Source organism: Acinetobacter sp. NEB149 (assembly GCF_012516415.1).
Classification (GTDB): Bacteria; Pseudomonadota; Gammaproteobacteria; order Pseudomonadales; family Moraxellaceae; genus Acinetobacter; species Acinetobacter lwoffii_V.
In genome coordinates this window covers 26632-40058 of record NZ_CP051208.1, presented here as the reverse complement: position 1 = coordinate 40058, position 13427 = coordinate 26632, and the positions used below count along the sequence as shown (strand labels likewise).

At 45.0% G+C, this 13427-nt stretch carries 10 protein-coding genes and 1 pseudogene; 8 read left to right on the top strand and 3 right to left on the bottom strand.

Features of this window, described 5'->3' with window-relative positions:
* Positions 1–9: 9 nt before the first annotated feature.
* Both HGD77_RS00195 and zupT read left to right on the top strand, forming a co-directional pair.
* Positions 10–120: a methionine/alanine import family NSS transporter small subunit gene (locus HGD77_RS00195; protein ID WP_005268210.1), complete on the top strand. Its 111-nt coding sequence runs from the start codon at positions 10–12 to the stop codon at positions 118–120.
* Between the two features lie 88 nt (positions 121–208).
* Positions 209–1018, top strand: coding sequence for a zinc transporter ZupT (zupT, locus tag HGD77_RS00190; protein WP_005268208.1), 810 nt, complete (start codon positions 209–211; stop codon positions 1016–1018).
* Between the two features lie 70 nt (positions 1019–1088).
* Here zupT and rsmB read toward each other — a convergent pair whose 3' ends face one another.
* Both rsmB and fmt read right to left on the bottom strand, forming a co-directional pair.
* The gene (gene rsmB, locus HGD77_RS00185) at positions 1089–2396 is read right to left on the bottom strand and encodes a 16S rRNA (cytosine(967)-C(5))-methyltransferase RsmB (protein WP_004280818.1); all 1308 of its coding nucleotides are present in this window, start codon (positions 2394–2396) and stop codon (positions 1089–1091) included.
* Entirely contained in the window at positions 2393–3355 is a 963-nt protein-coding gene (fmt, locus tag HGD77_RS00180; RefSeq protein WP_168730566.1) for a methionyl-tRNA formyltransferase, read from the bottom strand. Before fmt ends, rsmB begins: the two co-directional genes overlap by 4 nt.
* Positions 3356–3763: 408 nt before the next feature.
* Here fmt and ilvD (HGD77_RS00175) point away from each other — a divergent pair, with 408 nt between their 5' ends.
* From ilvD (HGD77_RS00175) to HGD77_RS00150, 6 genes and pseudogenes are all read left to right on the top strand, one after another.
* A complete protein-coding gene (gene ilvD / locus HGD77_RS00175) occupies positions 3764–5593 on the top strand; it encodes a dihydroxy-acid dehydratase (protein ID WP_026056552.1) in 1830 nt (609 codons plus the stop codon).
* Positions 5594–6151: 558 nt separating this feature from the next.
* Positions 6152–7837: a dihydroxy-acid dehydratase gene (gene ilvD / locus HGD77_RS00170; RefSeq protein ID WP_005094796.1), complete on the top strand. Its 1686-nt coding sequence runs from the start codon at positions 6152–6154 to the stop codon at positions 7835–7837.
* A gap of 177 nt (positions 7838–8014) precedes the next feature.
* Complete coding sequence (locus HGD77_RS00165) at positions 8015–9310, top strand: RNA-guided endonuclease InsQ/TnpB family protein (protein WP_148334915.1); 1296 nt, start codon at positions 8015–8017, stop codon at positions 9308–9310.
* Between the two features lie 178 nt (positions 9311–9488).
* Positions 9489–10810 (top strand): annotated as a pseudogene (locus HGD77_RS00160) (hypothetical protein).
* On the top strand, positions 10791–11078 hold the full coding sequence (locus tag HGD77_RS00155; protein ID WP_004647685.1) for a chorismate mutase: 288 nt from the start codon (positions 10791–10793) through the stop codon (positions 11076–11078). Before HGD77_RS00160 ends, HGD77_RS00155 begins: the two are co-directional and overlap by 20 nt.
* Positions 11079–11386: 308 nt before the next feature.
* Entirely contained in the window at positions 11387–11566 is a 180-nt protein-coding gene (locus HGD77_RS00150) for a hypothetical protein (protein WP_004280844.1), read from the top strand.
* Positions 11567–11832: 266 nt separating this feature from the next.
* On the opposite strand, the gene HGD77_RS00145 is transcribed toward HGD77_RS00150, so the two are convergent.
* A complete protein-coding gene (locus HGD77_RS00145; protein WP_004728924.1) occupies positions 11833–13128 on the bottom strand; it encodes a solute carrier family 23 protein in 1296 nt (431 codons plus the stop codon).
* Between the last annotated feature and the right edge of the window lie 299 nt (positions 13129–13427).

Genomic DNA, 13427 nt, shown 5'->3' with positions numbered 1-13427 from the left:
AGAGCGACTATGAATACATCTGCACTAATCATGATGATCATCTCCATCGTTTTATTATGGGGTGGTCTGGTACTGGCTGTGATTCATCTGGTAAAGAATCCGGAAGAACCAGAAGACTAAAAATCTTCACATAAACGTACTGTTGCCATAAACGGAAGTCATTATCATCCTTGATGATAATGACTTTTTTAATGGCTGATGCTTTGACATGATTTCCGTTTCAGATGGACAAGTATATACAGCCTTTGCCGTAACTTTATTTGCCGGGCTGGCCACCGTGGTGGGTGGGGGGCTGGTATTATTCTTAAAAAAACCCAATTTCCGCCTGCTGGCCTTTGGTTTGGCCTTTGCTGCCGGTGCCATGATCTATGTCTCTTTAACCGAAATTCTGAACAAATCGATTGCGTCCTTTAGTCTGGATTTTGATGAAAAAACCGGTTTTGCCTTTGGCACTTTTGCTTTTTTACTGGGCGTGGTTTTGGTGTTATTGCTGGATCGCTTTGTGCCGAATCCGCATGACACGATTGAAACCCATTCTGCCAAGGGCGTCAGTTCCCCCCAATTACTGCGTACCGGTATGCTGACCCTGTTTGCGATTAGCGCACATAACCTACCAGAAGGACTGGCGACGTTTTTTGCCACACTAGAAAGCCCAGCTTTAGGTGCGCCGTTGGCGGTGGCAATTGCGATTCATAATGTGCCAGAAGGTGTGGCGATAGCCTTGCCGGTATATATGGCCACCGGCCGTAAAGATTATGCGCTCTGGGCCAGTCTGGTCTCGGGCCTGGCCGAACCATTGGGGGCAGCGCTCGGTTATTTTATTCTGGCACCTTATATGAGTGAAACCGTCTATGGTCTGATCTTTGGGGTGATTGGCGGCGTGATGGTTTATCTGGCACTGGATGAATTATTGCCGACGGCAAAACGCTATGCCAAAGGACATGAAACGGTATATGGGCTGGTCAGTGGCATGGCTGCATTGGCCAGCAGTCTGGTGATTTTTAAGTTTATTCAATAAACCTCATATTCACTAAATCACGAGATATAAAAAAGGCAGCTTAGGCTGCCTTTCATTTTAAACGCATGATTTATGCCGTTTTTTCAATACGGCAATAGAAGAAGCCGTCGCCTTGATCCGCTTTCGGTAACAATTGACGGCCATGAATCTGTTCGATGCCCCAATCGGCTTCGATTTTGATTTCTTTGGCATCGGCATGTTGAGCAAAGAACTCGACCATCTGTTGTTCATTTTCGGCTTTCAGAATTGAACAGGTGATGTACAGCAACGTACCACCGACTTTCAGTTGCTGCCACATATTTTCCAGAATCTGCTTTTGCAGCTGTACCGTTTGCGGAATATCGGTAGAGTGACGTAACAAGCGAATATCCGGATGACGACGGATCACACCAATTGCAGAGCATGGTGCATCCAGTACGATACAATCGACCGGCTCCGGAGCGGTCCAGGTGATCGCATCAGCCGCGATAATTTCAACGTCGGCATATTCAGTTAACAGTAAACGTTCCAGATTTTCTGCCACACGGACTAAACGTTTAGCATCCTGATCAATGGCATAGAGTTTTTTCGGGCTGTATTTTTCCAAGATATGCGCAGTCTTACCCCCTGGCGCAGCGCAGGCATCTACTACGATTTTGCCTTCAAGGTCAGGAACTAAGGTCGCACACAGCTGGGCATGTTCATCCTGCACCGAGAAACCGCCGGCTTCATAGCCCGGCAGGTTCGGAATATGCACATTCTGTTCCAGTACAATCCCAACTTCAGAAAGAGTACAGGCACGTGCTTCATAGCCTTCTTCTTCCAGAATTTCCAGATATTCATCACGGCTGACCTGATTGATATTGACACGCAAGGTAAGCGGCGCAATCTGTTTCAAGTCATGTGACAGCTCGGCAAGCTGTTCCGGCCAGTCTTTCTTTAAACGCTTGTAGAGCCAGCTTGGCAGGCCATGCGCCTGATTTAAAGCCAGGTCAAATTCTTCTGTTTCACGTGAAACACGACGCAGTACCGCATTGACCAGACCGCTTAAAGGTTCAAATCCCAGCTGTTTGGCTGCAGTGACGGTTTCTGAAATCGCAGCATGTGCCGGAATACGCGTACATAGAATCTGGTACAAACCCAAATATAAGCAGCTTTCTAGAGCCTGGTTATCAAGAGGTTTGGTTAATAGCGGCAGGGTGATGGCTTTCAGGCCATGCCACTGACGTAAACAGCCTAGCGTTAACTCGTGATAAAGACCACGGTCACGTTCAGACACAATATTAATATGTTGATTGAGTACAGAAGCAAGTGATTGGCCATTTTGTACAGCCAATAGCGTTTTTACAACTTGCGCGCGCAAATTCAAATTTTTAGCTGATGATTGAATTTGGCTCATGCGAATTTATATCCTACCGATAGTTTTTGAGTTTGATTAATTTGAACAGCATTCAGGGCTTTGCCGCCTGGCCATTGCAGATTGGTGATGCAAATAGCATGTTGATCGCCACACATCACATGCACGCCGTCTTTATCCAGGGCAATCACTTCACCAGGCAGGGCATTGCTTGTCTTTTGCGTGGAAAGCGAGGAATTCCAGATGCGTAAATTGTTGCTGTCATCTAGCGGGGTGAATGCCACCGGCCATGGATTAAAAGCACGAATATTACGGTCAATGGCTGCTGCAGGCTGGGTCCAGTCAATTTGTGCTTCAGCTTTTGACAGTTTATGCGCGTAAACCGTCAGGCTTTCATCCTGAACTTCACGAGTCTCAAGATAGTGCTGTAAAGTCTGTTCCGATTCGAGCACGGCCACAATCGCCTCAGCACCTTGTAACGCCAGTTTGTCATGCAGGCTGGCAGAAGTATCCTCGGCGCTAATCGGGCACAATGTTTTATACATCATATCCCCGGTATCCAGACCGGCCGCCATTTTCATAATGGTCACACCTGTTTCGGTATCGCCGGTAGCAATCGCGCGCTGAATCGGGGCTGCACCGCGCCAGCGTGGCAACAGCGAACCATGAATATTCAGGCAACCATATTTTGGCGTATCCAGAACCACTTGTGGCAGGATCAGGCCATAAGCCGCCACTACCATCACATCTGCATTTAATGCTTTAAGTTCCGCTTGCGCTGCCAGACCTTCTTCAGTCGAAGATTTGAAGTGAAGCGGTTGGTAGACCGGAATATTATTTTCTAAAGCCAGCTGCTTGACTGCAGAAGCTCTCAGTTTTTGTCCACGTCCAGCTTTGCGGTCCGGTTGAGTGTAGACCGCAACAATTTCATGTTCGGTTTTAAGCAGTGCAGCCAATGCTGTGGCTGCAAATTCTGGTGTGCCCGCAAATATGATCTTCACACATGAAATTCCAAATAAACTTAAAGGGTATTATAAGCCAAAAGCCAAATTTCAGCCTAATCGTTGCAAAAACTTATCGAATAAGGCCTGTGAGTACTTGAATTTCGGTGGAATTTTTATATAAAAAAAACTCATGCAAATTGTAAAAATTATTCATGAAAGTTTTGTATTGTCCTGATGATGATGGCGGTATAGTAGATTTCATTAAGAAATTTTTATCGTCAGATCATCCAAACCTCTCTATAGACATTTTTGCCTGCATCTACACCCAAAAGGCCATCTTGTAAATCAAGGGCTTGTAGTATGATAGGTTTAAAATTCAACTGATTTAAGCTCCTTGTCAGTATGATTTAGCCAGAGTGGATCTGCCCGATTCATTGCAAGCTCAAACTTTGTTGGAAATATAAAATGCCTGACTATCGTTCAAAAACATCGACACACGGAAGAAATATGGCTGGCGCACGCGGTTTATGGCGTGCCACCGGCATGAAAGATGAAGATTTCGGTAAACCGATTATTGCGGTGGTGAACTCGTTCACCCAGTTTGTACCGGGTCATGTGCATCTTAAAGATCTGGGTCAGCTGGTGGCACGTCAAATTGAAGCGTCAGGCGGTGTAGCAAAAGAATTCAATACCATTGCGGTCGATGACGGTATTGCGATGGGTCATGACGGCATGCTGTATTCATTGCCTTCACGAGATCTGATTGCAGACTCGGTCGAGTACATGGTCAATGCCCATTGTGCCGATGCGATGGTGTGTATCTCGAACTGTGACAAGATCACCCCGGGAATGTTGATGGCCGCGATGCGCCTGAACATTCCGGTGGTATTTGTCTCTGGCGGTCCGATGGAAGCGGGCAAGGTCAAAATCCGTGGCAATGAACACGCGATTGACCTGGTGGATGCCATGGTGGTTGCGGCAGACGACAGCTTTACTGATGAAGAAGTGGCAGCTTATGAGCGTTCAGCCTGTCCTACCTGTGGTTCATGTTCAGGCATGTTCACCGCCAACTCCATGAACTGTTTGACCGAAGCTTTAGGTTTATCTTTACCGGGTAATGGTTCTACGCTGGCAACCCACGCAAATCGTAAAAAATTATTCGAGCGTGCGGGTCAATTGATTGTTGAAATCACTAAACGTCATTATGAGCAAAATGACTACAGCTTGTTGCCACGTTCAATCGCGACCAAAGCAGCGTTTGAAAATGCCATGACGCTGGATATTTCAATGGGTGGTTCAACCAATACGGTTCTGCATCTGTTGGCAGCAGCACACGAGGCTGAAGTCGACTTCACGATGACCGACATCGACCGTTTGTCGCGTAATGTGCCGGTTCTTTGTAAGGTTGCCCCAGCGAAACAGGATGTCCATATGGAAGATGTACACCGTGCCGGTGGCATCATGTCGATTCTGGGCGAACTGGATCGTGCAGGCTTGCTGGATACATCTGTTCCAACCGTCCATGAAAAAACTTTAAAAGATGCCTTGGATAAATGGGACATCATCCGTACTGAAGATGAAGACGTGTATCAATTCTTTAAGTCAGCGCCGGGCGGTGTACCAACGCAGACGGCATTCTCACAAGACCGTTACTATGCCCGTTTAGATGGTGACCGTGACAATGGCGTGATCCGTAATGCAGCCAACGCCTTCTCGCAAGATGGTGGCCTGGCAGTACTTTATGGCAACATCGCACTGGAAGGCTGTATCGTAAAAACAGCGGGTGTGGATGATTCCATCCTGAAATTCAACGGGACTGCACGTGTGTTTGAAAGCCAGGATGCTGCTGTAGAAGCGATTCTGGGCGGCAAAATCACTGCGGGTGATGTGGTGGTAATTCGCTACGAAGGTCCACGTGGTGGTCCGGGCATGCAGGAAATGCTGTATCCAACCAGTTATCTTAAATCGAAAGGTTTGGGTAAAGACTGTGCACTTTTAACGGATGGCCGTTTCTCAGGCGGTTCGTCTGGCCTTTCAATCGGTCACGTATCTCCTGAAGCTGCGGAAGGCGGTGCGATTGGTCTGGTTGAAGATGGTGACCGTATCGAAATTGATATTCCAAACCGGACTATTCACCTGGCCGTAGACGAAGCAACCATGGCAGCACGCCGTGAAGCACAAGAAGCCAAAGGCTGGAAGCCTGCGGAACAGCGTCCGCGTAAAGTGTCTAAAGCACTGAAAGCGTATGCGATGCATACTACCAGTGCCTCGAAAGGTGCAGTACGTGATATCTAATTTGTAATTTTACAGATTTAAATAGCACTCCAGATGGGGTGCTTTTTTTATACAAGAAACTATTTTTAGACTTTCCAAATTATGCCCAGTAGAATGCGACAGGAAGTCGCACGTTTGCCCGTATGGCAGGGATGCCATATCGGGCAAACAAAGGGATTTTGTTTACTTTTGGCCCGGCAAAAGTAAAAGTGCCTACGAGATAGCATTAAAAATTACTCAGGTAATTTGAGGCTGTATGGTAAAAAAATCGAAGATCCACTTAAAATCAAAGCGTTAATAACTTTAAAAGTTCTGATGATCTTTGTGCAGGCAGAATCTTACTTTTGACGGCGCAAAAGTAACAAAACGCTCTTGTTCCGCTAACTTTACTTCCCTGTAGAGTAGCGAAACGGCGACATCCATGTCGCTTGATCATGTGATTAAAATTTTTTAAGTATTCATCAAAATGTTTTTCTATAGGGTAATTTCTTTTACATGCCGAATGCTTTCTATACAATAGTCTTAAAATAAATTGCTGAAACTGAAGTTTCAAATCAGTCGACGCCCAGGAAGAAAATAATGAGTAAAGATAATATCCGCGAGCATTCAGCCCCCGTTTATGAAGGCATTGAAAATGCACCAGCCCGTTCCATGATGCGTGCCACAGGTTTTCAAGATGCTGATTTTGAACGTCCATTTATTGGTATTGCCTCGACCTGGGCCAATGTCACGCCTTGTAATATGCATATTGATGGTCTGGCCAGAACTGTAGAGCAGGGCGTGAGTGCGGCAGGCGGCAAGGGGATTATCTTTAATACCATTACCATTTCAGATGGTATTTCCAATGGCACGGAAGGCATGAAATATTCACTGCTGTCACGGGAAGTGATCGCAGACTCGATTGAAACGGTCGTGGGCTGTCAGGCTTATGATGGGGTGATCGCCATTGGTGGCTGTGATAAAAATATGCCCGGCTGCATTATGGGGTTAGCCCGTTTAAACCGTCCGGGTCTGTTTATTTATGGCGGCACCATCAAACCAGGCGAAGGCCATACCGACATGATTTCGGTATTTGAAGCGGTCGGTCAATATGCCAAAGGTGAAATTAACGCGATTCAGGTCAAGCATATTGAAGAAGTGTCTTTGCCGGGTCCGGGTTCTTGTGGTGGTATGTATACGGCTAACTCGATGGCCTCTGCGATTGAAGCACTCGGTATGAGCTTGCCGGGTTCGTCCGCGCAAGAAGCAGTTTCGGATGACAAACAAATTGACTGTGCCCGTGCCGGTGAGGCGGTGATGAATCTGTTGCGACTGGATATCAAGCCGCGTGACATCATGACCAAGGCTGCCTTTGAAAATTCGATCAAGGTTTTGATTGCGTTGGGTGGCTCGACCAATGGTGTACTGCATCTTTTGGCCATGGCGCATACCGCAGGGGTTGAATTGAGTCTTGATGATTTCGTACGGATTGGTAAAGATATTCCGGTGGTGGCCGATGTGCGCCCATCTGGTAAGTATTTAATGTCTGAACTGATTGCCATCGGTGGGATTCAACCGCTGATGAAGCGCATGCTGGATGCCGGCATGCTGGATGGTTCCTGCCTGACGGTGACCGGAAAAACCCTGGCAGAAAACCTGGCCGAGGTTCAGGACTATCCAGAAGGCCAGCAGATTATTCTGCCTTTTGATGCGCCCGTGAAAAAAGACTCTCATCTGGTGATTTTAAAAGGCAATCTGTCGCCGAAGGGCGCCGTGGCCAAGATTACCGGTAAGGAAGGTCTGCATTTTGCTGGTCCGGCCCGGGTATTTGAAGGCGAGCAGGGTGCCATGCGCGGGATTCTGGATGGTGAAGTCCAGCCGGGTGAAGTGGTGGTGATTCGTGGCGTCGGCCCTAAAGGTGGTCCGGGCATGCCGGAAATGCTGAAACCGACTTCTGCGATTATTGGTAAAGGTCTGGGCGCTTCGGTGGCTTTAATTACTGACGGACGCTTCTCTGGTGGCAGTCATGGCTTTGTGATTGGTCATGTGACGCCAGAAGCTTATGAGGGTGGCCCGATTGGTCTGGTGAAAAATGGTGACCAGATTTCAATTAATGCTGAAACCCGGGAAATGACCTGGCATGTTGCGGAAGAAGAAATTGCCGCACGTCAAGCGGCCTGGACCAAACCTCAGCCAAACTATACTCACGGTGCGCTGGCCAAATTCGCCAAACTGACTTCAGGTGCAGAAACCGGTGCAGTCACTGACCTGAATCTTGACCTCTAATCCATTGTTAAACATTGAACATTTGCTTATCTTAATCGGGCGTAAGACCCTCACCGACAGTCAGGTGGAGGATACAAGCGAGTGGCGATAGCCATATTAAAGATAATGTTTTCTTGGTTTTATTGCTTATTTTTGCTATAATTTAAACACTACAATTCTTTTATAAACAATGATTTAATGAAGATTTCACAACACTACAAGTTTAGGCTTCTGCCTAACCAAGAACAGGAAATATTGCTTAATCAAGCAATAGGTTCTGCTCGTTTTGTGTGGAATCAAATTCTCGCTAAATCATTTGAAATGTTTGCTAAAGATGAATATATTCGTTACGAAAGCATTGAAAAAAAATTAGTGCCCCTTAAAAAAACACCTGAATTTTCTTTTCTTGGTCAAACATATTCAGCTTGCTTACAGCAAAAAATACGTGATCTTGCTCAAGCATGGGGTAAGTTTTACAACAAAAAAGAACAAGCTCGTTTAAAGCAAAACAAGCGGAAACCACGTAAACCCAATTTTTTTAAATTGGCTGATGGTGGTGAGATTCAGCTTAGACCACTCATGCCAAGATTCAAGAAGAAATCAGATGGTGAGCAATCTTTTAGACTTCCATTTGCAGATTGTGAGGTTATTAGTGATCGAGTTTCTTTGCCTAAAAAAACAGGTTGGATAAGATTTAAAAAATCACAAGAAATTGTTGGTAAAATCACAAGTATTACAATTAAGAAAATTTGTGGGCTTTGGTATGTTTCATTTTGTACTAACCGTGAAATCGAACAACCAATTCATCCATCAAAATCTGCAATTGGTGTTGATCTTGGCATTAAGCAATTAATTACAATATCAACAGGTCAGGTATTTGACCCAATCAATAGTTTTAAAGCCAATCAAGTAAAGTTGGCTAGGCTTCAACGCAAGTTGAGAAAGAAAACCGAATTTAGTCAAAATTGGAAAAAACTTAATTTAAAGATCAATAAATTACATCATCATATTGCCAATATTCGGCATGACTACTTGCACAAAGTCACGACAACTCTCAGCAAAAACCACGCAATGATCGTAGTTGAGGACTTAAAAGTAGCCAATATGTCGAAGTCAGCCAAAGGCTCAATCGAAGAAAAAGGAAAGAATGTTAAAGCTAAATCAGGCTTGAACAAATCAATCCTAGATCAAGGTTGGTCAATGCTTGTTAATATGTTGGTGTACAAACAGCAATGGCGAGGTGGTTTACTCGTTAAAGTTGACCCTAAATATACAAGTCAGACTTGTAGTTCATGTGGTCACGTTGCAAAAGAAAATAGGCTCACTCAGGCAAACTTTAGTTGTGTCGAGTGTGGCTTTAGCGAGAATGCAGATATTAATGCTTCTCGCAACATTTTAGCGGTGGGACACACCGTTTTGTCTGTCGAGGGAAGATGCGGTAAAGATCGCCCTGTGAAGCAGAAAGCAAGTGAAATCCGTGAGGAAGTCACCTAAGAGCTTTTGCTTTTAGAATCCCCCACTTGAGCTAGTCGAAAGTGGGGGGAGTATGTCAAGACTTGATATAAGTTTTTACACCATGCAGGGCTTTTGCTCTGCGATCTTAAAAATAGATTATTCTGTACAGATTCAATTTTTTGAACTGCACACCGTCATCTTTGTCGAGGCCGAACTCATGTCCCTGTTACGCCGTTGGTTTGATCCAATCCGATCGAGTTGGTTTTACCAGAAACCAATCCGTCAAACGGTGTTATCTATTCAAGATGGGCTGAGTATCCATTTAAGACTGGATGATGTGTACAGCTATCTGGCGGTACAGCAGCTGCCCCAGCTCGAAGAAATTTTAAGTCCGCAGCTCAAGCCGCTGAAAGTAATTATTTCTAGTTCGCATGCAGCCCCCCAAATCAGATGTCTTTTGATGAATGGCAGCACTACACCCTAAATGATGCCAAGATTCTGTCGAAACAGCATCGTTTTAGTTTTCATGACACGCCAGAATTGCCCAGCGCTGAAGCCTTGCAACAGGCGGAACTGATTTTACGGCATACCCCGCTGCGCGGGCAGGATTTTCTGTATTTGCTGGAAGATGTGTTTCATATGTTGTGGCAAAAACAGACCGGAAAATTACGAACCCTTTATGCCATGGCCAGTCGTCATCATCAGCCACAGGACTTTCCCGAACGTATTTTTGACCAGACCCCGATTCTGGCCAGCTATTTTAATTTAGGCGGACGCCAGTATCAGGCAGTCGATGACCTGTTGCGTCTGACCCGGCGTCTGGAGCAGCAAAAACTGCTGACCGGTAATCCGATTTTTATGATCGATCACATTGAATGGCGTGAGCATCTGATCAGTGATGCTGAAGAGCTGAACGAGATCCAGTCGATGGATCCGGAACTGGACTTGTATATCGCGCTGGAAGATCCGATCTCCTGGCTTTTGCTGGCCTATATCAAGGAAGAACTGGCCGATTATTATAATATCCAGTTGAATGTCTATCCCTTGTCCTATCGTGGCCGGGATGAGTTTGACTGGAGTCTGGCCACACGTTTATCCAAACGGACGGACGTAGAATTTACCCCGTTTTGCCGACCGACCGAGCAGGCGATTGCGCCAATGGCACAGTTATTTTATAGCTGTCCCGAGGAGCAGCGGATTGAGGCGATGTACCAGATCTTGCAGGCTGTCTGGACCCGTGGTGAAGACCTGTCTTATGCACCCCATTTCAAACTTTTGCAGCAACAGTTAAATATTGTAGATCTGACCCAAGACGATATTCTGGCCAAGCTGCAGGACAATGATATGCTGTGTGAAATGAAGTCGCAGCCGAATTTTCCGGTACTGGAACTGCGCATTGATGATCAAAGTTATACATTTAATAGCTTATATCGGGTCTGGATGATTGAAAGTATTTTCAGTAATGTGTTAGAAGAAAAGTATAAGAGTAATAATCAAACTGAAAGTGAACTGAAAAAACATGGAAAAGATCAAAGCTGAATCACTAGAACATGCACGTCAACAGATCGATGCCATTGATACAGCTTTAGTTGAGCTGATCGCTGCGCGTCAATTTTATGTTGATCAAACCACCCGTTTCAAAAAAACTGAAACCGATTTGCAGTCACCAGAACGTATGGAACAGATTGTAGAAAATGTTAGGGCATTGGCGCAAAAGCAGGGCCTCGATCAGGAGTTTATTGAACATCTATACCGTGAAATGTTCCAATACTTTATTCAACGTGAACTGAAAGAGTTTCGTCCTTAAACAGGCTCATTTCAGTTCAACTACGCCGGACGATCTTCAAGCTATGCAGGAGATCTTGCTGTAGCCATGGCGATTTTTAAGCATAACATCGCCTTTTTGCAAAAATAATTTATCCATAAAAAGCCCATTCAGCCAAGTGCCTAAAGCCTTGCCTGGACAGGCTTTACACGGTTTTATAGAAATTGTAGTAAAAAAAAGAAATTGATTTTATTAAATATTTTTACAATGTAAGTTTGATTTAATTTAAAAAGTATATATATTGTATATACATCTTTTGCAAAGCAGTCTTTATTTTGGAGAGATAAGCAATGAGCGAGCAAATCAAAAAAATAAAGACAGGCAAGAAAGATGGACAACTTTTAATTCGTATTCAGAGTACGGAGCGTGATGAATTTATTCGTCTCTGCGAAGAACTGGATACTAGTGCTGCTCGTGAATTAAGAAAATTTATTCGTGGTTTTGTGAAACAACACAAGCCTAACGAATAGCCTTACTAGGGAGTAATACCATGGCTAAGCAAGTTAAATCTTTAAAGCAAGAAATCAAAGCACGTTTGAAAAAGATTTCAAAACATAAAGGCAAATTGAAGCAACTGAAGCAAGCGCTTAAAAAACAGAAATAAGCCAACGCGAATCAATTGCCAGTCATTTAAAACAGTTCATTCTAGACAGACTGTTTTAGGCTACAAAAAAGACCGAACATATATGTTCGGTCTTTTTGCTTGCAACAGGCTGTGCCCAGGCATCGCTGAATTTTATTTTTTATCGACCAGACTGAAGAACCAGTTTAAGAACAGGGCTGCAAACGTTGCCGTACCAATACCACCCAGATTGAAGCTACCAAAAGTCAGGGCAAAATCACCCGTACCTAAAATAATGGTCACCGCAGCCACCATCAGGTTCTTGTTCTGCGAAAAATCGACCTTGTTCTCAATCCAGATTTTGGCACCAGCAATAGTAATCAAACCAAAGACTATAATCGAAGCACCGGTCAGAATCGCTGTCGGAATCGTATGAATAATCGCACCAAACTTAGGCGATAAACCCAGGAACACAGCAAAGACACCCGCGACGGCAAAGATGATAGTCGAGTAGACCCGTGTTACGGCCATCACGCCAATGTTTTCACCATAGGTGGTCATACCCGGCGCACCCACACCACCCGCTAAAGTCGTGGCAATACCATCTGCAACAAAGGCTTTACCAATATGCGGATCCAGGTTTTCACCGGTCATCGCACCTACGGCTTTAATATGGCCCAGATTTTCAGCCACCAGAATCAAGGCAATCGGCGCAATGATCAGCATGGCATTCAATTCAAAGGTCGGTGCATGGAAGGTCGGTAAACCGAACCAGGCTGCTTGCTGAATGGGAAGGAAGTTGATTGCAGTGCCATAACCCATGACATTGCTGAGCATGAAATAGATCAGATAGGCCAGTAACAGACCGACCAATAATAGCAGGCGTTGCAGCAGGCCTTTGGTAAAGACGGCAATCGAGCCCATGCACATCACGGTAACGAGAGACATCCACATATTAAAGGTGTTGCCCATGACGCTTTTAACCGTGACTGGAGCAAGGTTCAGGCCAATGATCATCACCACGGCACCGGTCACTACCGGTGGCATCAGCTTTTCGATCCAGCGGGTGCCCGTCGCCATGACCAGAAAGCCCATCAGCGCATAGAAGATGCCACATGCGATAATCCCGCCTGCTGCAACGCCAATATTCGGATTCAGTCCGCCACCACCCGCATAACCAGTTGCTGCGATGACCACACCAATAAAGGCAAAGCTTGAACCTAGATAACTTGGAACCCGGCCACCGGTGATTAAAAAGAACAGGATGGTACAGATCCCTGACATTAAAATTGCCAGGTTTGGATCAAAGCCCATTAAAAAAGGTGCCAGTACGGTTGCGCCAAACATGGCAAAGGCATGCTGTACACCCAAAACTACCGTTTGTGCGGGTGGCAAATACTCTGCGGTACCTACTGGTCGTGCATCGATACTGCCCTCATACGGGCGCCATTTGGGAAACCAACTGGACATAAAATGAGCACTCAAAAGATAAATTGTGCACATCATACTCCGGTTTTTTGGAAGTTTTAATCACTCCTTTCAACTTTTTGTTCAAGTTAATTCATTGACTTTTATTTATTTTTATCAATTGGTAAATATTTTTAATATAAAAGTAGCGTTAAATCAGTGGATTAATCATATAGCTATGCTTAAAATTCACTCATAAAGATTTGTTATTTTAGTTATAAAAAATACGATGCAGTGAGTGGTTTTGGCCAATTCATGTACAAAAAAAGCACATCACCAGGATGTGCTTTGAATGCGAGGGC